Source organism: Salibacterium sp. K-3, assembly GCF_054052005.1.
The window spans coordinates 474,965-501,200 of sequence record NZ_JBSVZE010000003.1 but is presented as its reverse complement, the minus strand read 5'-3'; the positions used below and the strand labels follow the sequence as shown (position 1 = coordinate 501,200).

The 26,236-nt window shown below is 49.8% G+C and carries 21 protein-coding genes; 16 read left to right on the top strand and 5 right to left on the bottom strand.

Features of this window, described 5'->3' with window-relative positions:
- Window positions 1–13 precede the first annotated feature (13 nt).
- From fdhF to ACW9JV_RS17900, 4 genes are all read left to right on the top strand, one after another.
- Window positions 14–2,959, top strand: coding sequence for a formate dehydrogenase subunit alpha (gene fdhF, locus ACW9JV_RS17915; RefSeq protein WP_457336971.1), 2,946 nt, complete (start codon window positions 14–16; stop codon window positions 2,957–2,959).
- Between the two features lies 1 nt (window position 2,960).
- A complete protein-coding gene (locus ACW9JV_RS17910) occupies window positions 2,961–3,470 on the top strand; it encodes a DUF1641 domain-containing protein (protein WP_457336969.1) in 510 nt (169 codons plus the stop codon).
- Between the two features lie 133 nt (window positions 3,471–3,603).
- The gene (locus ACW9JV_RS17905) at window positions 3,604–4,266 is read left to right on the top strand and encodes a DsbA family protein (protein WP_457336967.1); all 663 of its coding nucleotides are present in this window, start codon (window positions 3,604–3,606) and stop codon (window positions 4,264–4,266) included.
- Entirely contained in the window at window positions 4,263–4,685 is a 423-nt protein-coding gene (locus tag ACW9JV_RS17900; protein ID WP_457336965.1) for a disulfide oxidoreductase, read from the top strand. Before ACW9JV_RS17905 ends, ACW9JV_RS17900 begins: the two co-directional genes overlap by 4 nt.
- Before the next feature lie 240 nt (window positions 4,686–4,925).
- Here ACW9JV_RS17900 and ACW9JV_RS17895 read toward each other — a convergent pair whose 3' ends face one another.
- Window positions 4,926–5,828 (bottom strand): NERD domain-containing protein, encoded by a 903-nt coding sequence (locus tag ACW9JV_RS17895; RefSeq protein ID WP_457336963.1) that lies wholly within the window; start codon window positions 5,826–5,828, stop codon window positions 4,926–4,928.
- A gap of 274 nt (window positions 5,829–6,102) precedes the next feature.
- Window positions 6,103–7,683, bottom strand: a complete 1,581-nt coding sequence (locus tag ACW9JV_RS17890; RefSeq protein WP_457336960.1) for a BCCT family transporter — start codon at window positions 7,681–7,683, stop codon at window positions 6,103–6,105.
- Between the two features lie 30 nt (window positions 7,684–7,713).
- On the opposite strand from ACW9JV_RS17890, the gene ACW9JV_RS17885 reads away from it, so the two are divergent.
- The 8 genes from ACW9JV_RS17885 (at window position 7,714) to ACW9JV_RS17850 (ending at window position 15,613) form a co-directional block, all read left to right on the top strand.
- The gene (locus ACW9JV_RS17885; protein ID WP_457336959.1) at window positions 7,714–7,860 is read left to right on the top strand and encodes a hypothetical protein; all 147 of its coding nucleotides are present in this window, start codon (window positions 7,714–7,716) and stop codon (window positions 7,858–7,860) included.
- A 146-nt stretch (window positions 7,861–8,006) separates the two neighbouring features.
- Window positions 8,007–8,918: a heme o synthase gene (gene cyoE, locus ACW9JV_RS17880; protein WP_457337251.1), complete on the top strand. Its 912-nt coding sequence runs from the start codon at window positions 8,007–8,009 to the stop codon at window positions 8,916–8,918.
- 187 nt (window positions 8,919–9,105) lie between these two features.
- On the top strand, window positions 9,106–11,508 hold the full coding sequence (locus tag ACW9JV_RS17875) for an EAL domain-containing protein (RefSeq protein WP_457336957.1): 2,403 nt from the start codon (window positions 9,106–9,108) through the stop codon (window positions 11,506–11,508).
- A gap of 123 nt (window positions 11,509–11,631) precedes the next feature.
- Window positions 11,632–11,961, top strand: a complete 330-nt coding sequence (locus ACW9JV_RS17870; protein ID WP_457336955.1) for a PadR family transcriptional regulator — start codon at window positions 11,632–11,634, stop codon at window positions 11,959–11,961.
- Window positions 11,951–12,811: a permease prefix domain 1-containing protein gene (locus ACW9JV_RS17865; RefSeq protein ID WP_457336953.1), complete on the top strand. Its 861-nt coding sequence runs from the start codon at window positions 11,951–11,953 to the stop codon at window positions 12,809–12,811. The genes ACW9JV_RS17870 and ACW9JV_RS17865 overlap by 11 nt, the downstream gene beginning before the upstream one ends.
- 12 nt (window positions 12,812–12,823) lie before the next feature.
- On the top strand, window positions 12,824–13,876 hold the full coding sequence (locus ACW9JV_RS17860; protein WP_457336951.1) for a hypothetical protein: 1,053 nt from the start codon (window positions 12,824–12,826) through the stop codon (window positions 13,874–13,876).
- 105 nt (window positions 13,877–13,981) lie between these two features.
- Window positions 13,982–14,719 carry a cytochrome c oxidase assembly protein gene (locus ACW9JV_RS17855; RefSeq protein WP_457336949.1) on the top strand — a complete coding sequence of 246 codons (738 nt, stop codon included), beginning with the start codon at window positions 13,982–13,984 and terminating at the stop codon, window positions 14,717–14,719.
- A gap of 33 nt (window positions 14,720–14,752) precedes the next feature.
- Complete coding sequence (locus ACW9JV_RS17850) at window positions 14,753–15,613, top strand: ROK family protein (protein WP_457336947.1); 861 nt, start codon at window positions 14,753–14,755, stop codon at window positions 15,611–15,613.
- A 618-nt stretch (window positions 15,614–16,231) separates the two neighbouring features.
- Here ACW9JV_RS17850 and ACW9JV_RS17845 read toward each other — a convergent pair.
- On the bottom strand, window positions 16,232–18,067 hold the full coding sequence (locus ACW9JV_RS17845) for a UbiD family decarboxylase (RefSeq protein WP_457336945.1): 1,836 nt from the start codon (window positions 18,065–18,067) through the stop codon (window positions 16,232–16,234).
- A 135-nt stretch (window positions 18,068–18,202) separates the two neighbouring features.
- Here ACW9JV_RS17845 and ACW9JV_RS17840 point away from each other — a divergent pair, with 135 nt between their 5' ends.
- Window positions 18,203–19,372 (top strand): TraB/GumN family protein, encoded by a 1,170-nt coding sequence (locus ACW9JV_RS17840; protein WP_457336943.1) that lies wholly within the window; start codon window positions 18,203–18,205, stop codon window positions 19,370–19,372.
- 367 nt (window positions 19,373–19,739) lie between these two features.
- Here ACW9JV_RS17840 and ACW9JV_RS17835 read toward each other — a convergent pair whose 3' ends face one another.
- Complete coding sequence (locus ACW9JV_RS17835) at window positions 19,740–20,162, bottom strand: DUF4064 domain-containing protein (RefSeq protein WP_457336941.1); 423 nt, start codon at window positions 20,160–20,162, stop codon at window positions 19,740–19,742.
- A 167-nt stretch (window positions 20,163–20,329) separates the two neighbouring features.
- On the opposite strand from ACW9JV_RS17835, the gene ACW9JV_RS17830 reads away from it, so the two are divergent.
- Both ACW9JV_RS17830 and ACW9JV_RS17825 read left to right on the top strand, forming a co-directional pair.
- Window positions 20,330–21,271 carry an MsnO8 family LLM class oxidoreductase gene (locus ACW9JV_RS17830; protein ID WP_457336939.1) on the top strand — a complete coding sequence of 314 codons (942 nt, stop codon included), beginning with the start codon at window positions 20,330–20,332 and terminating at the stop codon, window positions 21,269–21,271.
- A gap of 26 nt (window positions 21,272–21,297) precedes the next feature.
- A complete protein-coding gene (locus ACW9JV_RS17825) occupies window positions 21,298–23,007 on the top strand; it encodes an S-layer homology domain-containing protein (RefSeq protein ID WP_457336937.1) in 1,710 nt (569 codons plus the stop codon).
- A 454-nt stretch (window positions 23,008–23,461) separates the two neighbouring features.
- Here the strand turns inward: ACW9JV_RS17825 and ACW9JV_RS17820 are convergent, their stop codons facing one another.
- Window positions 23,462–24,649 (bottom strand): ROK family protein, encoded by a 1,188-nt coding sequence (locus tag ACW9JV_RS17820; protein WP_457336935.1) that lies wholly within the window; start codon window positions 24,647–24,649, stop codon window positions 23,462–23,464.
- A gap of 180 nt (window positions 24,650–24,829) precedes the next feature.
- Between ACW9JV_RS17820 and uxaC the strand changes: the two genes are divergently transcribed.
- Entirely contained in the window at window positions 24,830–26,227 is a 1,398-nt protein-coding gene (uxaC, locus tag ACW9JV_RS17815; protein WP_457336933.1) for a glucuronate isomerase, read from the top strand.
- Window positions 26,228–26,236: the final 9 nt, after the last annotated feature.

Below are 26,236 nucleotides of genomic sequence, written 5' to 3'. Positions count from 1 at the left end.
AGGAGCGGGCATGTTGGGTGGCAAAGTAGAAGTGAAAGTAAACGGAACAGAGAAAACAGTAAACGGTGATCTTTCAGCCCTTAACGTCCTGACGGAACAGGAGGAAGAGGTGCCTTCTGTCTGCTATCATCCCAGTCTCGGGGCAATTGAGACGTGTGACACCTGTATTGTGGAAAAAAACGGGGAATTAGTACGGGCCTGCTCCTCCGAGGTTCACCCGGGAGATGAGTTCAATACGGTCTCCAGGGAAGTCAAAGACGCGCAGAAGGTTGCGATCGACCGGATTCTTTTTAACCACGAGCTTTACTGTACGGTCTGCGACTATAACAACGGCGGCTGTGAGATTCATAATACGGTGAAGGAAATGAAAATCGAACATCAGAGTGTGCCGTTTGAACCAAAGCCGTATCAAAAAGATTCGAACAGTTTTTACCGTTATGATCCGGATCAGTGCATTCTGTGCGGGCGCTGTGTGGAAGCCTGTCAGGACGTGCAGGTCACCGAAACACTGACGATTGACTGGGAACGTGAACAGCCGCGGGTAATCTGGGATAATGACGTTCCGATTGAAGAATCGTCCTGTGTATCCTGCGGGCACTGCTCGACGGTATGTCCATGCAATGCGATGATGGAAACCGGCATGGAAGGAGAAGCCGGCTACATGACCGGAATGGAAGAAGATACCCTGCGCCCGCTCATTGATATTACAAAAGGGGTGGAAACAGGCTACAGTTCGATCCTTGCCATATCGGATATGGAAGCCTCGATGCGGGAAAGCCGGATCGAAAAGACGAAGACGGTGTGTACGTACTGCGGGGTCGGCTGCAGCTTTGATGTCTGGACAAAGGGTCGTGACATATTAAAGATCGAACCGCAGCAGGAGGCACCTGCTAACGGCATTTCCACCTGTGTGAAAGGGAAATTCGGGTGGGATTTTGTGAACAGTGAAGAGCGCCTCACAAAGCCGTTGATCCGTGAAGGACAGATGTTCCGTGAAGCGGAATGGACCGAAGCGCTGGATTTGATCAAACGGAAGTTCACCGGTATCAAGGAGGAACACGGAGCGGACGCGCTCAGTTTTATCAGTTCATCCAAGTGTACCAATGAAGAATCGTACTTAATGCAGAAGCTGGCCCGGGGTGTCATCGGCACCAATAATGTCGACAACTGCTCCCGTTACTGTCAGAGCCCGGCGACGATGGGACTGTTCCGCACCGTCGGTTACGGAGGGGACTCCGGATCCATCACGGACATTCAGCAGAGTGAACTTATCATTACCATAGGGTCGAACACATCGGAGTCCCATCCGGTGCTCTCAACCAGAGTGAAAAGTTCCCACAAGCTCCACGGCCAGAAGCTGATCGTATCCGATCTGCGGAAACATGAAATGGCGCAGCGGTCGGACTTGTTTATCCGCCCGGAATCCGGAACTGACTTGATCTGGCTATCTGCGGTGACCAAATACATCGTGGATCAGGGTTGGGCGGATGATTCCTTTCTGGAGAAGAACGTGAACGGAGTAGAACATTTTAAAGAAACGCTCGCCCCTTACACGATGGAATATGCTTCCCAAATGACCGGAGTGTCTCAGGACGATTTAATCCGTACCGCCCAAATGATTCATGAGGCCGGCAGTGTCTGTATTCTCTGGGCGATGGGTGTCACCCAGCACCAGGGTGGAAGCGATACGAGCACAGCGATATCCAACCTGCTTCTTATCACCGGCAACTACGGCCGGCCCGGCACCGGCGCCTATCCGCTCCGCGGACACAATAACGTGCAGGGAGCCAGCGATTTCGGCAGTATGCCGGACCGCTTTCCAGGCTATCAGTATGTCAGTGATGATGAGGTGAGAAGTCGTTTTGAAGAGGCCTGGCAGGCGGATATTCCGAAAGAAAAAGGGCTGAATAACCATGAAATGGTGGATGCCATTCATGACGGCAAACTGAAGTCAATGTATCTCAAAGGCGAGGATATGGGCATTGTCGATTCCAATATCAACTATGTCCACGGCGCTTTTGAAAAACTGGATTTCTTTGTTGTGCAGGATCTGTTTCTCACCACTACCGCCCAGTTCGCGGACGTCGTACTTCCGGCAAGCCCGAGTCTGGAGAAAGACGGGACCTTTACGAATACAGAACGCCGGATTCAGCGGTTGTACCAGGCACTGGAACCGCTCGGTGATTCCCGTCCGGACTGGAAGATTATCATGGACATTGCAAACCTGCTCGATGCAGGCTGGGAGTATGAGCATCCATCTGAAATAATGGATGAAGCCGCCTCGTTAACTCCGCTGTTTGCAGGGGTGTCTTATGAAAAACTGAAAGGATACCAAAGTCTGCAGTGGCCGGTGCACGCTGACGGTACCGATGAACCGATGTTGTTTGCCGAACGGTTTCCGTTTGAAGACGGGAGGGCCCGCCTCTATCCGGTCGAATGGACAAAACCGGTGCAGTATGAGGAAGAGTATGACCTGCAGGTGAACAATGGACGACTGCTGGAGCATTTCCATGAAGGAAACATGACCTATCAGTCGGAAGGAATTACACGCGGCACGCCGCGTGCCTTTGTCGAAGTATCGCCGCAACTGGCGGAAGAACGGTCGTTGAGCAACGGCACACTCGTACGGCTGATTTCTCCGTACGGCGCGGTCAAACTCCCATGTCTGGTGACGGAGCGGGTACAGAAAAAAGAAATCTATATCCCGCTGAATGATGACGGAGACGGGGCGGTCAACCGCCTCACGAGCAGCTATGCGGATAAAGACACGGATACCCCGGCGTACAAAGAAGTGCGGGTGAAAATGGAAGTTCTGGAGGAGGAAGGGTCTTCACCGCTTCCGAAAATCAATCATCGTTTTGGGAATCCACAGCCTCAGATTGGTGTGCAGGTGGAGAAAAAATGGCAGCGGAACGACTACACCTTTCCCGGGGACGTAGTGAAAGGAGGATACCGTTGACATGGCGGAAAAAATCCAGCATATAAAGAGACAGGAGCCATCGGAAGAAGAAAAGCGGGAGCAGGACCTCCGTGAAATCGAAGATGCCTTGATTGAGAATAAAGAAGTGATCCTGAAATCCCTCTCCACACTGAAGCATGCGGATGACCGCGGCGTGATTTCGCTTCTGCACGGTCTGTTTGCCGACGGCGATAAAGTGCTGAAAGTACTCGCCGATACCATGAACAATGAGGAAAATACGAAAGCAATCCGTCATCTTCTGCTCCTGATGGGGGTTGCCGGTAAACTTGATGTGGAAAAAATAGAGCCGCTGCTGCTGAAAGTCAACGAAGGCCTGCGGCGTGTCGGCGAAGCCGGGGACACCGAAGAAAAGACGGGGTACATGGATCTCGTAAAATCATTAAAGGACCCGGAAGTCAATCGGGCGGTCACGCTGCTTCTCACCTTCCTGAAAGGAATGGGGCAGGAGACGGAGCAGGATATGAAAACGGACGGACAGTCTCCCGATTAACATGCGTTTTGGCTGCACTATGTTGTAAAAAGAACGTTTTTTCCTTTTTTTAGTGTTCTGTCACAGCTATGATGCTTGATTTTGTGTAAAATGAAAGAAGCATCTGTAACAGAACGAAAGAGAGGCAAAGCGTATGAAGTCAAAAATTCTTGTCGTTGTGACGGCTGTAGTATTTGCTGCAATGGGTGTTTTTCTGTTTACGAGACCGGACAATCCGGCCGGAAGTCAGGCAGGGTCGAAGCTGGAGCTGGATGATCAGCCGGTGATGGGAGAAAACGATGCACCGGTGCAGGTGGTGGAATTCGGTGACTATAAGTGTCCGGCCTGCAAATCGTGGAATCAGACGGTGTTTCCGATGCTGGAACAAAGCTATATTAACAACGGCGATGTATCTTTTTCCTATGTGAATACCCTGTTTCACGGTGAGGAATCGAGGCTTGCAGCCTTGGCTTCCGAATCCGTATGGGACCGCCATCCTGATGCATTCTGGTCGTTTCATGACACCTTGTTTGAAAACCAGCCGGACAATCAGTCGCATGATGACGTATGGATCACCCCGGATGCCCTTGGAGAAATTGCGTCGCAGCTGGACGAGGGGCCGGAGCCGGCACAGCTTGTAGAAGACGTGGAGCAAGCTGCTTATGAAGAGCGGGTGAATACCGACCAGGCGCTGGTGGATGAGAATAATATTGAATTGACCCCGAGTATTTTGGTGAATGGAACCCTCATGGAAGATCCGTTTGACTGGGAGGCCATTCAGGCCGCGATTGAAGAGGAACTGGAGCAGGGGGCATGAGAAAAATAGTCACCTCTTATGGACTATATGCTGCCTGGCTGGTGTCGGCAGCAGCTGTTCTCGGAAGTTTGTATTTCAGCGAAGGACTTGGATTTGAACCGTGCGAACTCTGCTGGTATCAGCGTATTCTGATGTACCCGCTTGTCATTGTGCTGGGTATTGCGGCTTATGATCATAATACCCGCATCATCCGGTACGTGCTTCCTCTTTCTGTGATAGGCGTTTTGATTTCGGCGTATCATTATCTGATGCAGAAAATACCAGGATTTGCGCCTGTGGAACCGTGCGCCGAAGGAGTGCCGTGCCAGGGGCAGTATATCAATATGTTTGGATTTATCACCATTCCCTTTCTTGCCTTGCTGGGCTTTCTGCTTATCACTATCCTGTTGTCGCTGCTTGCCAAGTGGAAGCAGGGCTGATGAACGATCCGGATGACGCCGTGTCATCCGGATTTTTAGCGTCATGCGGCCAAAACGTGTCGGAAATCGTGCATAAACGTAATCATGAATGGTTTAGAAGACAGTTTGCGGCTGCCGGGAGCCGGTCAAACGTAACCCGGCGAGTTTCATAACGACGTTTAGGGTGCGCGGAAGCGGTGCAAACGTAACTATGGGAAGATGGCGGTGTTGTTTGAAGAGACGTTCCAACAAAAATGCCCGTTACTGGTAATAGGCATACTTTCCTTTCCCTGTTATTTGGAAGTTGGTGGACAGGATTCTCCTTATCGACCGCGGAGGCAGGCCGCCCCCGCACCATTCGATGACGGTGTTGGTGGTGAGTCTGGCATCCGGAAACAGGAGCCTGAATTCTTCTATGCTCTGCAGCACTCCCTGATCCCTGCTTACAGTGGTTCGACACTCCGGGCAGATCAGCATTCTCTTCTCTTTTTTCATAAAAGAAAAGCATGCTGCGCAGACGATACCTTTTTGCAGGTCGGTGAAAGTATAGGGCGGCGTCCGCGGAGGAAAGGGAATGGTCGTCCCGCGTTCAAGGAGATGTTCGGCCTTTAACTCCTCCCTCTCTCCGGAAGGCAGGGATTCCTGTTTCCATTTCTGAACAAATCGGTCGGTCTGGGAAGGGAAAAGAAGCGGCATATCAGGAGAAGCGTGGTAAAGAGTGAAGCAAGGATGCATGAAAATAAGGGAAGCGTGTATCGGGGTGTTCCAGTTAAGCTGGTGCATCAGTTGGCGGAGCAGGGATTCGTTTTTTCTTAACTGCAGCAGGGGGCTTTTTATTTCTTTTCCATATACGGTATACCATCTATCGTCTTCTACATAAAAATCACCTTCGTAATGTTTCACTTCAAATAGGTAGATTCCTTGAGGAGTGATCCATAACGAGTCGAGCTGGCAGTAGGTGTGATTTATTTCAAAAGAAATATCATGAATCATAACCGGCTGCGGGTCGAGCGTGGATGCCCAGTCGTCGAATTGTCGTTCTCCCTGAAATCCTTTTTCAAGATGGTGGTAATACTGCTTTTCTTTTGGTGGGAGAGAAGAGCGGATGTTCAGACTTCGAAACAGCAGAAGTTCGGGGGAGGGGCGGCGCTTCTTTTTTATCATAGGTCACTCCCTTTCGATTTCTTCTATCATAGGGAAAGGTGGAAGAAAAAGCAAGACCCGGCGTCTAAACGACGATTGGGGCAGACGGAAGTATCGTAAACGTAATCATGAAAGGTTCTACGTAACGTTTGGCACGCTGCACCACGTTAAAAACGTAACTATAAATCCGTCATAACGACGTTTGGACGAAAAATGAGTGCTTAAACGTAACAATGAACGCCTCGCGAGACCAAAATAAAAGAAAGAGCTGCGCATCCAACAGGCAGCTCCTTTTTTAATATTCCCTGTGATTTTCAATCTGTTCGCGGATCTGGCGCTGCCGTTCCTCTTCTTCCCGCTCGCGGGTCTCCCGGTAATCCTCTCTGATAGATTTAAGCAGCGACACTGCTCCGACGAACAGGACGACAGAGAACGGGAGGGCCCCGACGAGAGATGCCGTCTGCAGACCGTTCAGCCCGGCGCTGATGATCAAGACCAGAGCCAGCGAGGCAATGAGGGTGCCCCAGATAATTTTTACAATAACAGAAGGGTTCTGATCGCCGTTGGAGGTCATCATCCCAAGTACAAACGTGGCGGAATCGGCGGATGTCACCAGGAAGGTGAACAGCAGGCAGATCGCCAGGATAGAGAGAACGGTCCCCAGCGGCACATGCTCCAGCATCGCAAAAAGGGCGGTTGCCGTATTCTCCTCCACAGCTCCGGTAATATCGGTTCCCTGAAACAGATCAAGGTGGACGGCGGTACCGCCGAAAATACCGATCCAGATAATCCCGATTGTCGGAGGAGCGACCATCACACCGAGCACGAATTCACGCAGGGTCCGTCCCTTGGAAATCCGGGCGACGAACATCCCGACAAATGGAGCCCACGCAATCGTCCAGGCCCAGTAATAGACCGGCCAGTCCTGGACCCATGTACTGTCTGTGTACTGATCCAGCCGGAGACTCGCCTGGAAAAAGTTCTGCAGGTAGTCACCGATACCTGTCGTGATCGCGTTTAGAATAAATCCGGTCGGCCCGATGAACAGCATCGCAACCATCAAGAACAGCGCAAGCCCCAGGTTCACATTACTGAGGTACTTGATCCCGCGGTCGAGCCCCGACAGCGTGGAAAGCATGAAAAAGATAAACATGGCTGCCACAATGACAAACTGGAGAACCCGGCCGGAGCTCAGATCAAAAACACTGCCCAGACCGCTGCTGATCTGGAGAACACTCAACCCAAGGGTGGTAGCAACGCCCATCACGGTTGCGATAACGGCAATGATATCAATGGAATGAAGCAGAGGCTTCTTCCCGGTGTGGCCGATCACCGAATTCATCGTATCGCTGATCAGGCTGCGTTCATCCTGCCGATAGAGAAAATAGGAAATGGCCAGGCCAACAAAGGTAAAGGACGCCCATTGATGAATGCCATTGTTGAAAAATGCATTCCACATTGCTTCTCTGGCTGCAGCGGCGGTTTCTGCTTCAAGCCCGGGTTCAAAAGGGGGCGGGCTGCCAAAATGGGTCATCGGCTCCGCGACACCCCAGAAAACAATACTGACACCGAAGCCGCAGCTGAATAACATGGCAATCCAGGTGAAAAGCGGGTATTTTGGTTTCGCATCCACCCCGCCGAGCCGGATTTTACCGTACTTACTAAAGGCGAGGTAGAAATTGAATAAAATAAGAAACAGTACAAACACGAGGTAAAACCATCCGAATGTCCCGGCGATCCAGCCATATACGACGTCGGCGACATCAGAGAGCACTCCGGGGGCAGCAGCTCCCCATACTGCAAAAACGAAGATGATCGAAAAAGAAACCCAGAAGATGCTGTTCATGAATTGAAATTTCTTCTTTTTGTCGTCCACGTTGAAATCCCCTTTAGAAAAAATAGTAGTATGATGATAAGAAAAAAAGTAAATAAATCAATCAATGACATGGGTGGATACGGCAGCAGCTGCTTTTCTATGGCTGTCATCTCCCATCGTTTTGTCCGCCTTGCAGGTGTATACCCTTCCATGAACAAATTAATGTCACAAATTTGAAATTCCCTCCTTTCTCCTAATATGTTGCTGAATGGTCAAAACCGTTTCGTATAAGGCGGGGGACATGTCTGATATAATGAAAAATGATATTTATTATAGAAATGAAGAGGATAATCATGCGTAAAGATCAGAAGAAAAATCATCAGATGAGCGGGTCTTCCGCTTCCGGCAGTCCGCCGCTGGTGGACATACTGGCGAAAACGGTAAAAACGGGGATTATTAAGTCGAATCTGTTTCCGATGGCTGCGGGGCTTACGTTGGCATTGTATACCTATCAACTAGGCATTATAGAGAAACTTCCGGCGATTCTGAGTGCGTTTGCCGGGTCCATTCTGGTGATGGGGGCGGCAGGAGCTTTTAATAACCTGTACGACCGGGACATTGATTCCATGATGGAACGAACGAAAACCCGGCCGACCGTCACCGGTGATATTAAACCCGGCACCGTGCTGTGGCTGGCGCTGCTTATGAGCGCCGCCGGGGTAGGTATTCTGGCTCTGGCGACGCCCCTGGCAGCTTTATTGGGGTTATTGGGCATCTTTTTTTATGTCGTGCCTTATACGATGTGGAGTAAACGAAGAACCGTATACAATACGGAGATCGGCAGCATTTCCGGGGCGATGCCGCCGCTGATCGGATGGGCCGCAATGTACCCGGACATTTCCCATCCCGCCGTGCTCGGTCTGTTTGTGATTACGGTCATCTGGCAGATGCCGCATTTCTATGCCATAGCGATCCGCAAACATGAAGAATACCGTGCCGCAGGTGTACCGATGCTTCCGGTGGTGAAAGGTGTGCAGCGCACGTACGTGCAGACGAATGCGTACCTTGTCATCCTGATCGCAATCAGCTTTCTGCTCGGCACCCTCAGCCTTGGATTGATGCTCGTGTCTCTGCTTCTAAGTATCACCTGGCTTGTGTTAAGCATGTACGGCTCGAAGAAAATGGATCCGGAGAAATGGGCGAAAGCGATGTTTATTTTCTCTCTCGTTCATATGACGATTTTCTTCTCCACCGTTATTATTTACTCTCTTACCGGAATCCTGTTTCAACTTTGATGTACGTTAAAATAGATGAAGCCGGGCTGCTGATGAGTCCGGCTGATTTTCCGCTTCCGGGATATGTACTATTTTGAAAATTTTGTTTTCTAAAAAATGCCCCTTTTACTTTTCCTGGATTGATTTTCTGAAGAAGTACACGAATAATGAGGGGATAGTACGATACGGAGGCTTAGGAGTGATACCCATGACGATGCAGGGATCTTATATACCGGAACTGGTTCTGCTGTCGGTTGTGATTGCGGTGCTTGCCTCGTATGCCGCTTTTCATGCAGCAGGAAGGCTGAAAGGGTCCCTTGCTAAAACGAAGAATGGCTGGGCGCTAAGCGGCGGGTTTTGTCTGGGATCAGGCATTTGGTCCATGCACTTTATAGGCATGCTTGCCTATGACATGGATATGACGGTGACGTATGATCCTGTGCTGTTCATCGTCAGTATCGTATGTGCCGTAACGGCAAGCTGGCTTGCCTTTCTTATATTAAAATTCTTTACACCCCGGACGGTGACGCATCTGATCGGGGCGGTCGTGATCGGCGCAGGTATCGTATCCATGCATTACATTGGGATGGAGTCGATGCGGATGGGGGATGAGTTGGTCTATAATCCATTAATCGTTGCCTTGTCGATCTTTATCGCGTTTATTGCTTCGTTTACCGCTCTTCAGCTACTCTCTGCTGTCCCTGCTGTACCGCTTCGCATGAAGCAGGAGATAGGTTATCTCGGCAGCTCGGTTTTAATGGGGACGGCGATTGCAGGCATGCATTATACCGGCATGGCCGGGACTTCCTACTATTTTGACGGGGCCGGTGCAGATCCGGCCGGGAGTTCATTTATAGGATCCGGGCAGCTGTCGTTATTTATCGGAACCGCGATTTTGGCCATTTTGGCTATTACTATTATGGCAGCGGTATTCGACCGGAAAATAGAAACGAGCCGGGACCAGTATGATATGCTTGAAGGTTTATATCAGTCTATTATTCAATCAGCTAATGATGCTGTTGTTACCTCGGATCAAGATGGAACCATTATATCATGGAACGAGGCAGCGGCAGGTATTTTTGGATACAAGAAAGAAGAGGTGATCGGCCGGGACCTGACCGTTATTATTCCGGAATCTTATCTGAAAGAACACTGCGCCGGATTTGAACGCCATAAAAACACAGGGAAGCAGCGAGTGATCGGTTCCGTGGTGGAGCTTGAAGGGCTGCATAAAGACGGGCATACCTTCCCGGTCGAGCTGTCGCTTTCCTGTCAGCACAGAGGAGGCAGTATATACTATACCGGTATCATCCGGGATATTTCAGAACGGGTGAAGCAGCAGGAGCGCATCCAGGAACTGATCTATAGGGACGATCTAACTCAGCTTCCCAACCGGCGCATGTTAAATGAGCATCTCCAGAAAATACTGGATCAGAAGTCTTCGGAGCAGCTGGCTGTTCTATTTATTGATCTGGACCGGTTCAAACAGGTGAATGATGTATTCGGCCACCGGACGGGGGACAAGCTGCTTGTCACAGCCGCTGAACGTATGACGGAACATCTGCATAATGCGGACCTTCTATCCCGGCAGAGCGGCGACGAATTCGTTCTGGTGATGCCGGATGCCTCCGAGTACCAGGCCGGTCAAACAGCCGAAATGCTGTTGAAGGATTTAAACACCGCGTTTTTCATAGACGAAAAGGAAATGTTTGTTTCCGCATCGATCGGGATCAGTATGTATCCGGATGATGGGATGGGTGCCGAGGAGTTAATGAAACATGCAGATACGGCCATGTACAAGTCCAAACGTATAGGTGCCAGCCAGTACCGCTTTTTCACATCGGACATGAACGAAGAAGTGTCGAAAAAAATGGTGCTTGAATCCGACCTCCGAAAAGGGATGGAGCAGGAAGAATTTGTCCTCTATTATCAGCCGCAGGTGAGTGTTGCAACGAATGAAGTGAAAGGCTACGAAGCGCTGATCCGCTGGCACCATCCTGAGCTTGGCATGGTATCCCCGGCGGAGTTTATTCCACTCGCCGAAGAGACCGGCCTCATCATTCCCCTGGGCCGCTGGATTCTGCGGGAAGCATGCCGGCAGGCGGAGCAGTGGCGGCAGGAGGGCAGGATGGTGTCGAGAATATCCGTCAATATCTCCCCGCTTCAGTTCCGTCAGCCCGATTTTATTTCCATGATAAACGAAATCCTGGAGGAAACCGGACTTCCACCGAACTATCTCGAACTGGAAATAACCGAAAGTACCGTCCAGGATCCGGAGTATTCCGTACCGCTTATGAATGACATACGGGACATGGACGTCAACATTTCCCTTGATGATTTTGGTACAGGCTATTCCTCTCTGAGCTATCTGAAAGATTTTCCGCTCAACACCCTGAAAATCGATAAAACGTTTATCGACCATGTGGAAAGCCCGAGAGAAAAGGCAATCGTGGACGCTATTATTCACATGGCCCACCAGCTTGAATTCAATGTCATTGCCGAGGGCATTGAAAACGGCGTCCAGCTCGAGATGCTTTCCCGGAACCACTGCGAGGAATACCAGGGATATTACTACAGCCCGCCCCTTTCTCCCACCGCCATAAAACAGTGATGCATACCTGGTCTGACACCACCCTTTATGTTACAGAGGGTGGTATTATAATTTGAACCCTTGTAATACGATGTATAAAAACCTATACTGGAACTGTATTCCAGAAAAGGGGTAGAAGATAGTATGGATAAAGAAATGATGAAGGGAAACATTGATCTGATTCTGTTGTCGTTGATTGCGGAACGGGATTTGTACGGCTATGAAATGACAAAGAAGCTGAAGAGCCTGAGTGATGAGGCGTACAACATGAGTGAAGGTACGTTGTATCCGGCGTTAAAGCGGATGGAGAAGAAAGGCTGGGTGACATCATACTGGAGCGCGCCGGAAGGAGAGAGACGGAAGAAGTATTATGCCATCACCGAAGAAGGCGGGTCCGAACTCGAACGCAAGCGCAAAAACTGGGCGTCGCTTCATGATCTGCTGCATAAGGCGGGGAGAGCCTATGACACGTAAGCTGGAAGATTATGTGAAGCGGATCGCCGCTCAGACCGACTGCAGCCGCGCGGAGCGTGATGATTTGTATGAGGAGCTGTTATCGCACGTTCTCATGCGCCGTGATGAGGAAATGGCAGCGGGGAAAACAGAAGAAGAAGCAGAGGAAGAGGCGATGACCATGTTCGGACAGGAAGCGCGTATCGGCGACGGCCTGCAGCAGGCGATGTTTCCGTTCCGGCGCGAGCTGCTGCTGGCACTTGCGGTGCTTTGTTTTATGTTTACCTTCGGGAAATACATCTCGTCGCTTGTTCAGACCCGGGAAGCTCTTTGGTTTGTTCTCCTGGGAACAGTCGGTCACTCGGCAGTACTGTTTTTTGCATTGAACCGCACATTTGCTGTAAAACGCAAGCTGTGGCTGGCTCTTGCTTTGGTTTTGAATCTTCTGTTTCTTGTTCCTCAATGGAGTGGCTTGGGATTTTTCGGTTCCGGTTCCTTAGGTCCGGTTCTTCCTTTGATTTTACTGCTCAACCTGTATCTTCTGTATTGTACAGTACTCACGTATGAACGAAAAAAAGAACATAAAAAATCGCGGCGTATTATCCATATCGTTAATATTACACTAGGTCTCGGATGCGGGCTTTCCGTATCGTATATTTCGCTTATTGCCATGGGTTTCGGTGTCTCCGCTGCCATTTTACTGCATGTATTGATACCAATGCTCTTATGGGCGGTGCTTTATGCGGCTCAGGTCCTGCTGCTCCCCCGGTATCCGAAACTGATTATGGGAAGTTTGGTTCTGACTATTCTTATTCTGACGTACATGTTCTGGCCGATTATCCTTCCGTCTGCTGCGGGATTATTTGAATAAGGAGGCAGTCTAATGAATAAAAAAGGAATGGCAGTTGTATTTGGTCTGATCGCTGTTGTAACGGCCGGGCTGGCCGCGGCGGGAGGAATGGTGGAGTCCGAAGAAAACGCAAAACCCTCTTTCACCGGCGAATACAGCGTCGCACCGGACGGACGCATCGCTTATGTGATGGAATCAAGCGGCACACAGACTCTCTATGTACAAGAACGCGGAGCTGAGCGTTCAGGCATTTACACGGCGGAGAAATCAAAGAAGCTGTGGAGTCCGGCCTTCAATGAAAACGGTGATGTGTCCGTTGTCCAAACGAGTGGCTATCCGGAAGGAGGTCCGGGTGAACAGGAATTTCAACTTGCACACAGCGATATTGTTACCGTATCCGCAGAAGGCGGAAAGGTGGAAACGGTTCTCCAGGCGCGCGGCCTTATCACAGGTCTCGTGAAAGATCCGGCACATGAACGCTGGATAGTAAACGGCATTCACCTCAGCACACAGGGAGAGCCTGAAACGGGATTCAAACCTTTACAGTCCGGTTTATATACCTTGAAACCGGACGGATCCTTTGAAGAAATACGTTCGTTTGACGCCTATTCGCCGAGCTCGCTCAGTCTGTCAGAAGATGGAGAAAAGATGTTGATGATACTACCCGATGATTTTGAAAACGTCACGCGGGATTCGATGTTTGAGTCCGTCGAGCGGATTTATGAAATGAACATCGAAAATCCGGAGGACATGACGGTCATCTCCAATAAGAAAAGTGAGGTCCCAATCAGTGAGGTTGTGCGGCTGGAGGATCAAAATAAATTACTTTATCAGACGATCATGAATTACGGCGAAGGCGGCATGTATGACTATGACATGATGTGGTTTGATCCTGATTCCAAAGAAGAAGGAGAACGTCTCCACATTAACGAATCCATACAGGGAACACAGCTGAGCAGAGGAAACACGAAGCTGTACTATGTGAAAAAGAGCAGGAAATCCGATCAGACGGAAGTATTTCATCTGTTCCGGTACGATTTGAACAGCGGGGAAGAGGAACAGGTTACATTGATGCCCGAGTCGTAGTCTCATTGATTTCAACGCGGTACTCATTTTACCCTTTCTGCTCTGCCGTGATAAGCTTATGATGAAATAAGGTGATAGTTTAAACATAAAAACAGGAGTTATAATATGACGTATGTTTGGAGCACGGTGCTTGTTGTTTTTACCGTATGGATGATCCGGAGGTATTGGACCGTGGCAAAAGCCCGGGGCGTGCCCGTCCGGAAAAAAGTCTCGTTTATTCTCGGCATGGTTCTGTTTGCAGCGGCCTTGGTCGAGCCGGTACTGACGTGGGGGGAGTCTTTCTTTCTCGTACATATGCTGCAGCAGACAGCGCTTTTCTTTTTCGTTCCGATTTTTATTCTGCTTGGTATGACGGAAAAATGGCTGGAGCCGGTCCAGCGTAAGGGCGGGCTGGTACGCTTTTTGACGAAACCGGTGCCTGCTCTCGTGTTATTCAATGCTGCTTTCTGTACAGTATACGTGCCGAGAGTGTTTGATGTCGTTATGGCCGGGCCGCTTACCAGTATCCCGGTAATGTTTCTGCTGTTTGTGCTGGCGTTTGCGATGTGGTGGCCGGTCACAGCTCCGGATACAGGCATGAACACGCTGCAGCCCTTTCTGAAGATTATATATATCGTCGGAATCGGAGTGTTCCTAACGCCACTTGGGATTTATATCATTTTCGGAGGAGAAGTACTGTACGCGGCGTACTCGATGTCTCCGGGAGTCGGCGAGCTGAATGCGCTGCGCGCGCAGCAGATCGGAGGAGTAGCGTGGAAAGTGATCACGGTCGCATTGTACTGTGTACTGATTGCAGCCTTCATCCATGAAGCAGCTGATATCGACAGGGAACGGAAAGACTAGAACCGTTCGGGCAGAACATAAGGAGGAGCATGTATGTATTACGGAGCCATTGAAGCAGGCGGGACGAAATTTGTGTGCGCCGTCAGCCGGGACGGGGTGGATATGGAGGAACGCACCAGCATTCCAACGACGACACCGAAGGAGACGCTGAAGCAGGTGTTTGCTTTTTTTGACCGCTTTGACCTGCGCTCGATAGGGATCGGGTCATTCGGCCCTATCGATGTGAACCGGCAGTCGGATACCTATGGGTACATCACCAGCACGCCGAAACCGGACTGGGGATTTTTTGATTTTCTCGGTGCTGTTAAGGAAAGATACAAGGTTCCCTGCGTATGGACGACTGATGTGAATGCGGCGGCTTACGGGGAATTCAGAAGAGGCGGAGCTCAGCAGGCGGGGAGCTGTGTGTACCTGACAGTCGGTACCGGCATCGGAGGCGGTGCTGTTGTGGATGGAAAGGTACTGGAAGGATATGGACACCCGGAGATGGGGCATATCCTTGTACGGCAGCACCCGGAGGATGACTACGAAGGCGCCTGCCCGTATCACAACAACTGTCTGGAAGGAATGGCAGCCGGTCCGGCGGTGGAGAAGAGATACAACAAAAAAGCGCAGGATCTCACTGCGGATGAGAAGGTCTGGGAGATCGAGGCGTATTATATCGCCCAGGCCCTTGTGAATTACACCCTGATATTACGCCCGGAAGTTTTTATTCTCGGAGGCGGCGTCATGAAGCAGACGCAGCTGTTTCCTCTCATTCGTGAACAGTTTGCACGTCTGTTGAACGGCTACGTTGAAACGCCCAATCTCGAAACGGCGGTTACAGCCCCGGTTCTTGGCGATAATGCTGCGGTCACAGGCTGCCTTCTGCTCGCCCGGGAAGCGGAGGGTTAACCGGAACCGGATGTATGAACCATTACATAGGGAGAAATTCTTGCTGCTGTCCTTAACAACGCGGTTAAAAGACAGCAGCAAACAAAATGAAAAAAATAGTGTCCTCTATCTGGAAATAGGGGACACTATTTTTCTTATCATCGTGGTCAAGTCCTTAATCTTGTGTAAAATACCATCTACCGTTTTATCAGAGACAGCCAAAACGTTTTACGCTGCGATTGGGGGCATACGCTGCAGGCGGACGCTTTCCGCGGGCAGCGCCTCAGCTTCCTCAAAGGGGGTGAATCCCCCTTTGAGGTGATCTTCGGCTGCTGCTCTTCCCGCTGGAGTCGCCGCCTTCCGCTCCTGCCCTGGATTGAATACTCTTTGCATAGGGAAAAGCTGTATCTTTTGATACAGGAATGCATCGTAAGATCAAAACGATGGAGGCCTTGATCAAGAATTCCAAATCGGAATTCATCACCTTATCTTTTAGGTCGTCTAAATTTAGGCTAAGCTGTAAGTGGGACATTTTCCATTTCTCCTTTTTGTTTTTAATTGGTGGTAAACATTGTAGACGAAATGGAGATATCCCACCTCTTTTTACACAATTATATGGGCTTTTTCTTATCATCGGTATTACTGTCTTGTTCCGTATAAGGTTTCCAGGCTTCCTCCCTTATCAAAGAGGCGCTCGATGTTTTTCTCCACTTCCGGATCTGGAAGGAGCGGCGGGGCGTGATGCGGCTTGATGCGGGCGTCGATGATCATCGTGTCGCAGCCCCAGTGTTTGTTTTCATAAAAGCTGTTCACCCCGTGAATGTCGTGGGACGGGTTGCTGCGGGTGAAGGCGGCCCAGAGAAAATTCTGCAGGGATGCTGTGAGAAATTCACTGTCATCACAGATGATAATCATCGGACACGACGGCAGACCGCCGCCTGCCTGGATCACGCCGGCAAGTGTTTCACATTCGGCAGCGGCAGTCGATTCATCGGTGTAGGACGGTCCTTCCACAGCGGCGGCTCCCGGCATAACTAGCGCCGGGCGGGTAAAACCGTCCGCGTCTCCGAGCACGGAGGGCACCTCGCTGCAGAGATCCCGCTTTTTATCCCCGTAAGCCGCGATGACGACTTTGCTGCCACGGTTCAGCGCTTCTCCCGAATAATCAAGCGTATCGATCGTCGTTTTCGTCTGAAAGTGAAGGTCCCGGTGCAGGTCCACGCGTTCCAGCATATGCGTTAAAAAATCCACTTCCTTATGAGTATCCAGCTCTCGTTCCTGTTCGGCTGTAATAAACAAATACTTCGCAAGACTTAACTGGCCGGTGCCTAGTATGCGGTTTGCGATGGTGAGCAGTTCCGCCGGCTGCTTTACTTCTTCAAACGGTGTGTACCGCTCGCTTCCAACAGCGAACAGGAGAGGATGCACACCGGCGGCATCGACGGCATGCACTTCCTTCACACCGGGAATCTCCTGTTTCACCGCGTCGCCGGTGATTTGATGGATAATTTCGCCGAAGGAGGTGTCTTCCTGCGGCGGCCGGCCGACCACGGTGAACGGCAGAATGGCATCCTGTTTCGCATAGACTTTATGAATATGAAGCACCGGAAACTCATGCGTGAGACTGTAATACCCGAGGTGATCCCCAAACGGACCTTCCGGCTTGGTTTCACCGGGATAGACGTATCCGGTAATCACAAAGTCGGCGTCATGACTGATGCAGTACCCGTCGATATAGCTGTATTGGAAACGCCTGCCGGCAAGAAGACCGGCGAATGTCATCTCAGGAAGACCTTCCGGGAGCGGCATCACCGCGGCAAGGGTATGCGCCGGGGGTCCGCCGATAAAAATACTTACTTTCAGCGGCTCACCGCGCTGGACCGCTTTTGCCTGATGAATGCCGATGCCGCGGTGGATCTGATAGTGCAGTCCGGCTTCTTCATTGACGTGATAATCGTTGCCGTCAAGCTGAATCCGGTACATTCCGAGGTTGGAGTTCATGATCCCCGGCTGGTCCGGGTCTTCCGTGTAGACCTGCGGAAGCGTAATGAATGCGCCGCCGTCCCCCGGCCAGTGCTGGATAAAAGGGAGATCGGTCAGCTCTATTTCCTGAAACCCAGGAGCCTGTTTCTTTCTGGAAGGCAGGGCGTTCGCTGCGGCTATGCCGCTGCGCGCGTTCTGAAAAGGGTGCTTCAATGCCTTCATTGGATCATTCCGGAGAGACACGACGTCCTGTACTTTGTCCCACGTCTTCCGGAAAATGAAACGGCTCCGCTCCACCGTGCCAAATAGGTTGGACAGGGCCTGATACCGTGATCCCTTCACATTTTCAAACAATAAGGCCGGACCTCCGGCTTCGTGCACGCGAAGGTGAACCGCTGCCATTTCCAGGTACGGGTCCACTTCTTCTGTGATGCGGATCAAGTGGCCTCCCGCTTCCAGATCCTCCACACATTCTTTTAAATTCCGATACATACGCCGCCTGCCTCCATTATTATGACTATCTGTTATCATTTTAATGGAAAAGGGTCGTGAAAAAAATAGGACAGGCTCGCCGGCCCTCAAATATGATAAACTTTAAGTATCCATTTTGCAGAAGGCAGGGACAATATGACGTCAGAAAAAGAAAACATAACAAGGCTTCAAGTCAATGATAAAGAAATCGTGCTGATTGGAACAGCCCACGTTTCGAGACAAAGTGCGGAACAGGTGAAAGAAGTCATTGAAGAAGAAAATCCGGATGCGGTCTGTGTGGAACTGGACGAGCAGCGGTACCAATCGATGACAGACCGTGATAAATGGAAAAACATGGACATTTTCAACGTTATTAAAGAGAAGAAAGCGTCTCTTCTTTTAATGAATCTGGCTATTTCCTCCTTTCAGAAACGAACGGCGGAACAGTTCGGCATCCAGGCTGGTCAGGAAATGAAACAGGGCATCGAGTCGGCACGGGAGAACGGTGCGGAGCTGGTGCTTGCCGACCGCGACATCCAGGTTACCTTTTCGCGGATCTGGCAGAAGGTCGGTTTCTGGGGAAAAGCGAAGCTGTTGATGATGATCATCTTCAGTATTTTCAATAACGAAAGCATCACAGAAGAAGAACTGGAAAAAATGAAATCCCAGGATATGCTGCATTCTATGCTGGATGAGCTGACAAGAAATTTCCCAAGGCTGAAAAAGCCGTTGATTGATGAACGGGATCAGTATCTGTCCCACAAAATCAAGGAAGCGCCGGGGCAGAAAGTGGTTGCAGTACTCGGCGCCGCCCATGTACCGGGTATTAAAAAGGAGATCTATCAACAGCAGGATCTCGGGGAACTGATGCACCGGCCGGTCAGTAAGGCGCCGAAAATCATCGCCTGGACCATCCCGCTCCTTGTTATCGCTGTAATCGCCTACACGTTTTATGCCAATCCGTCGGCAGGAATGCAGCAGACCGTCAGCTGGCTGCTGTGGAACGGATCATTTTCGGCACTGGGAGCGGCCGCCGCGTTGGGCCATCCTCTTGCCGTTCTCACCGCATTTATTGCAGCGCCGTTAACTTCGCTGAACCCGCTGATTGCCGCCGGTTGGTTTGCCGGTCTTGTGCAGGCTTACTTCCGCCGCCCGAACGTGGAAGATTTTGAACGCCTTTATGAAGATGTACACCACGCCAAAGGATTCTGGAACAATAAGGTGACACGTATCCTGTTGATCGTTGTTCTGGCTAACGTCGGAAGTGTTCTTGGTACGATGATCGGCGGCGCGGATGTGCTGCGGCTGTTCTTTGAAAATCTGTAGCAGAATTTCTTATGTAAAAAAGCCGGCAGATAAAGGTATGCCGGCATAACATCAAATACAGAGTGATTCAAAAAACAACAAAAGCCCTTCCTGCTCTTTCGTCCTTGCGGTCCTTAAACCGCTCCAGTGTGAATTGGTCTACAACAATATTTTCTGTTTTGTTTTCATTCATCTTTTGGGTTATCCAGCATGTTGAAATGAATGAGGAGAGGGTGTGTACTGGGGGATTCTACGTTTACAGTAGTGTGAGGATAGAGAACCGTATTTCATTATAGAGGTTCCTCTATCCCCTGTCAACATATTGCAACTGTCCTATGCCTGCCGAGCGGCTGGACATATCTAGGACAAAAGGCGGCTCGAATACAAGTTAAGCTGTCTTTGGTTTCCGCAGTAAAAACATCAGTCCCGCAATAAAATAAAGCAGGGCAGGCAGAAACGGAAGCAGCAGCCACCAGAAAATGAATACGGTGATGCCGGTGCCGGCCAGAAGAAAAATGCCGGAAAGAATATCACCGGTACGGGAGATAAGAGCCAGAATACCGACAACGCCAAGCAAAAGCATTAAACCGGTATGGAGGCCGTAGTTGACGGACTGCGCCTGTTCAAAAAAACCTTCAAATTCTTCGACCGGAATGTCCTCTCCTGTTTCCTGCTGCATGGATTGATTGAGAAATGTTTCGAAGTCGGTATTGGTAATTACGCTGCCGAATAGAAAGACAAAGCCTGCTCCGATGAAGAATAATACAATGCCGCAGATCACAAGTACTTTTTCCGGTTTTCTATGTTTCACTGTTTCATTCCTCCGTTTTTCTGTAGAATGAGAGCACTCATTTCTCTTATAAACGTATGATATCATTTATGGCGTACCGAGACGAGATGACGGCATGATATATGCAGCCGAACAGCAATTATTGTATAATAATGGGAAGAGGTATAGGGAAAGAAAGAAGGAACTCCATGCGTATAAGTATTCTTGATCAATCTCCCCGTGTCTCTGGTCAAACGTCGAAAGAGGCACTTGAAGACACGGTGGAACTGGCCGTGCTGGCTGAAGAATGGGGCTGCACCCGTTTCTGGGTAACAGAACATCACGATCTTGCCGGAACGGCAGGGTCTGTTCCGGAAGTACTGCTTCCCCTGATCGGAGCGCGCACAACGTCGATTCGTATCGGTGCCGGAGCAGTGCTTCTGCCGCATTATAAGCCATTTAAAGTTGCCGAAATACATAACATGCTGGCGACATTATTCCCGGAGCGGATCGATATCGGGATGGGACGGGCTCCCGGTGGATCAGCGGAAGCCTCCAATGCTCTTTCCGATAATTTTTTAAAAAACGCGGGCAGAATGCGGGAGCTGACGAGGGAACTGTTACAGTTTCTGGAGGATGACTATCCATCTCCAAATCCCTACGCGCCACTCTCGGCTTCCCCGGTCCCGGATACAGCGCCGGAGCCGTGGATGCTCGGAACGAGTGCAAAAAGTGCCGTACTTGCAGCTGAAGTGGAAACAGCCTATGCCTACGCTGCTTTTATGAGCGACAACGACGGAGCTGCGGTTATACAGCAATACCGGGACAACGTTTCTCCTGACAAGGCGCAGGCTGCTGCTGCGGTATCTGTCGTGTGTGCGCCAACGGCCGCTGAGGCGGATCGGATCTCCCGGGATACATGCCGCTGGAATGTAAAGAAGGACATCGACGCCCCGGTGACGAAAGAAGAAGAGAAGGAAATAGAGAAGATGAGAGCAAAAATGATCGTCGGAAATCCGCAGGAAGTCCACGATCAGCTGACTGCGTGTCAGAAGAAGTACAAAGTGGATGAAATCATGTTGTTTTCCTCCATTCCATCGCCGGAGGAACGGAGACGGTCTTTCCGGCTGACGGTGGAAGAAATGGTGTAAAATCTGAAAAGAAAGAAGGATAGGACATGAAGAAGAACAGAATGTTTGGCGCAGTAATATTTGCTGCGGCTGTTTTTTCGATCCCGTCTGTTGGTGATGCTGCTTCTTTTTCTGATGTATCTGAAGGATTCTGGGCAGAGGATGAAATCAATTATCTGGCAGATAAACATGTAATGAACGGATATGAAAACGGAGCATTCGGAGTGAACGATGAGATTACCCGTTCTCAAGCCGCGCGCACGCTGACCCGTATCCACGACCTGGACACGGCGGATCCCGACGTTTCATTCAACGACGTGGACGAGACAGGTAGTGCATATCCGGCCATTGCAGCTGCGGTGGAAGCCGGATTTTTCGCAGATGCGGAAGCTTTCCATCCGAATGATTCCCTTACCCGGGCGCAGATGGCTGCCATATTAACACGGGCTTACGACCTGGAAGGAGAACAGTCGGCGGATTACAGAGATGTGCCCCGGGATTACTGGGCTTATCAGGAAATCAGTATGCTTGGCGCTCATCGTTTAACGACAGGATATGAAGATTTAACCTTTCATCCGTCCGACAATGTAACAAGGGCTCAGTTCGGTGTGTTCCTTTCCAGAGCGGAAGATGAATCGTTCCGAGCGCCGTATGCGGTTCTTCCGCAGAAAGAGACGGAAAATGTGTATTACCCGGAAGTAACCGGACTGGATGATGAGGCTGCCCAGTCAATCAATCAAACGTTTGAACAACAGGCTGAAAAAGCGGCGGAACACCGGCAGGAAGTGATGGAGCTTTCGGAGCAGGAGCCAAATGAAGAGATAGCAGACGCTTATGAATTTCAGGAGACCTACCGGGTGGAGCAGGATAGTGAAGATTACTTGAGTGTTGTATTCGAATCCTATGAGTTTACAGGCGGAGCCCACGGGATGAGTCATGATACGGCTTATACCTTCCATCCGGAAAAAGGGCAGGAACTTGAGCTGCAGGATCTGTTTGCTGAAGAGACAGACTATGAATCTATTTTCAATGAGAAAATAAGATCCGGGGCGCCGGATAGTGGAGAAACGTTTGAAATGGTTGTTGATTTCGAAGGTGTCGATCCGGATACCGATCAGTTTTACGTAAATGAAGAAGGACCGGCTGTTTATTTCCAGCCTTATGAAATCGGTCCTTATGCTGCCGGCATACCTTCGTATACGGTGTCCTGGGATGCATTTGATACAGAACAGGGAAATGAAGGGGACCGGCCGGAAACCCGGAACTTCACCGTTGAAATAGAGGGAATGGAAGAAGAAGATACGTTCAAGCTGATGGATGAAGCCGGCATGCCGTTTACCACCTACATCCCTGAACATTTTGAGACGGAAAACACATCTTCCGGCGCAGCAGACGGTGTACTCGTTTCCGCAGCTTTCACTGAAGACACGGAGCCGACGGAAGAGCCGGTGTGGAAGTTTATTAATCCTTCCTACGGCAAAGAAGACGGGGTGACACTGGATAAGATGGTCCAGGAAGTCCGTGATTACGCCGAGCTGGAAGAAGTGAACCTGGATGTGGTAAATGAAAACGACAATCCAGACTTCGGGGAATACGAGATACGTTTTGAAAATGAAGAGGGCCAGACATATTGGATTACGATTTTAGAACAGGACGGCACCTTTATGGAATGGCACCGTGAATATCCAGTGGAGCTGGAAGAAGGCATCGGCCCGCGTGCGGAAATTCTCAAAGACCAGTGGGAATGGCGTGAATAGAAACCAATGGAAGCCTGCTGTGAAAACTTTTCGCAGCAGGCTTTTTTGATAGTTGGTTGTCGTACGCGGGCGCCGCGCTGCATGTCATCGGTTCGAGGGCTTGTCGGGCGCATGTCTATTCGGCATCCGCATAGGCCAAGCGCGGTGTGGAGGGCGCCTTTTCGTCATGGGGACAAAAAGAGACGGAAGACAAGGGAAAACGTAAGTATAAACCATCCATAAGACAGTTTTGGACGGCTGAGTTCCGTCAAACGTAATATAGAGCAGGTTATAGTGACGTTTATGGTACACAGAAGCAATCAAAACGTAAGTAGGGGGAAGAGTACGGAAATATTTTAGAAGATGTTCGGGTAAAATGATATGCTTGTGATCGAATGAGAAGACGGGAGGGGGAGAAACGGCAGACATTTCTGTTTTGCCAGAATCCATTCTTTCCTGTTCCCGCTTCACCGCTTTAAATTTCCAGTAGATCCGATTTGAAGTAGTGGTAGTTCACGTGATTCAGCATGTTGACCCCGAAGAAATTTTTGAGTGCCACAGCAGCTCCGCCGAGAGCACAGGCATCTTCACCGAGAAAAGACGCGCGGATTTCAAGATAATTATTGAATTTGGAAGTCAGTTTTTGCTCCAGGGTTTTAATAAAATCAGTATTTCCATTAATGATCGTGCCATTTAGAATGATTTTCTCCGGGTTGAAAATGTTGATGATATTGTTGAGGCCGATCGAAAAATAATCCAGGTACTGTTCAATCACTTCATGTTCTGCATTGGTCTGGAGCAGCTGCTGGATCGTATCCAGCGGAGCATGACCGGGGAAGTGTTCCTTCAGATGATTTTTTAAAGCTATCTCGGAAGCATATAATTCCCAGCATCCCTTATTGCCGCAAGGGCATTCGAGCCCGCCCGGTTCCACAATCATGTGTCCGATCTCCCCGGCAAATCCTTGATAGCCGCGGTAAATGTCATGATTGTTAATGATACCCAGCCCGATGCCGGAATAAAAGGTGATACAAAAAAGATCCGGAATATGCTCGTAATACACCTGCTCGGCAAACACGCATAAATTTGCGTTGTTGTCGACATAGACAGGCGTTTCAAACGCTTCGTGCAGCAGGTGTTCCACGTGATGATGGGACCACTGCTGTTTCGGCGTGTAGACGATTTCATTTTCATTGCTGACGATACCGTGAATGCCCACACCGATACCGATCAGGCCGATTGGTTCATACTGTTCATTAAAACGGCTGACCATCGTAGACAGTTTCTCCAATAAATGTTCCATCACTTCATCAAAATCCGTTGTTTCCAGCAGAATGCTTTCTTTATGGAACAATTCCCCTTTTAAATCGCAGAACACCAGATGAAGGTTCTGTTCATCGATGTCTATTCCTACGCTGTAACCGGCGCTGCCGTTAATCTCCAGAAGGATCGGTTTGCGTCCGCGCGTCACCGATTCTCCTTCCGTTTTTTCCACCACAATATTCTCATTAATTAATTCATTCACCTGTACCGAAATCGTGGCTTTGTTCAATCCTGTGTTCCGGGATAAATCGCTTCTCGATAACGATATATTTTTAATGATCTCTTCGATCAGAATCCGTCGGTTCAGCTGTTTAATGTACGTTGCATCCCCTGTATCCACAGTCGTTCCTCCTTATCAATCCCTCTCGATCTCATTATAACAAAAAATGGATGAAAGACTTTGAACCAAAAATTTATAAAAATGCCTTGCAAAATGTACCGCTTACATATAGTATATAATTAATAATTTGTTTAGTAAACAAATAAATTTTCGAACCCACGAACGGGGGTATCAGGATTTATGAAAACGTTTATTTCGGAGGACTTCCTGCTGGAAGGAGAAACAGCGAAAGAACTGTATCACAACTACGCCAAACAGATGCCGATCATTGACTACCATAACCATCTTGTCCCGGAAGAGATTCTGGAAGATAAAAACTACAATGACATCGCTGAAATATGGCTCGCCGGCGACCATTACAAGTGGCGGGCGATGCGGGCAAACGGTATCGACGAAGCATTGATTACGGGAAATACAAGCAATTATCAGAAATTCGAGGCATGGGCGGCCACGGTACCGAAGCTGCTCGGCAACCCGCTTTATCATTGGACACATCTGGAATTGCAGCGGTATTTCGGGATTGATGAGCTCCTCGATGAAACAACCGCCCCAAAGATCTGGAAAGAAGCCAATGAAAAACTCCAGCAGCCGGAATTTTCCGTACGTTCCCTGCTGAAACGGGACAACGTGGCATTCGTCGGTACGACCGATGACCCGGCTGATGACCTGGCAGCGCATAAGCAGCTGCACGAAGAGAACTTCGATGTCACGGTCTCGCCGTCGTTCCGTCCGGATAAAGGGCTGCAGATTGAAAAGGACGGTTTTGGAGAGTGGCTGACATCGATGGAAGCCGCGGCCGGATTTTCCATTCAGAGCTATGACGATCTGCTGCAAGCTTTCTCAGAGCGGGTGGATTATTTCGATTCCATTGGCTGCCGCAGTTCGGACCACGGCATCACCGCGATGTTTTATGAGCCGGCTTTGAAATCGGATGCAGAAGCCGTGTTTCAAAAGAAGCAGGACGGAAAAGCGCTTGATGCAAAAGAAATTGCACAATACAAAACATACACCCTGTTAAGTCTGGCGGAGATGTATGCGGCAAAGGGGTGGGTGATGCAGCTTCATATCGGGGCCCAGCGCAACAACAATTCGAAAATGTTTGAAAAGCTCGGGCCGGACAGCGGTTTTGACTCGATCGGCGATGACCTTCTCGCCAGACCGCTTTCCCTCTTTCTGGATGCGCTGGAGGCAAAGGATGCCCTGCCGAAAACAGTGCTGTACAGTTTGGATTCCCGTGACAATTACATTCTGGCAACCGCCGCGGGAAACTATCAGAATGCTGAAATTCCCGGAAAAGTCCAGTTCGGCACAGCCTGGTGGTTTAATGACCATATCGACGGGATGGAAAACCAGATGAAAATTCTCGCCAACACCGGTCTGATCAGCAACTTTATCGGTATGCTGACGGATTCAAGAAGCTTTTTATCCTTTTCCCGCCATGAGTACTTCCGCCGGATTCTTTGTAATCTAATCGGAAGCTGGGTGGACCACGGCAGAGCGCCGAAAGATATGGACCTGCTGCAATCCTATGTACAGAACATCTGTTATTACAACGCAGAACGTTACTTCAAGCTTTAAAGGCAAAGG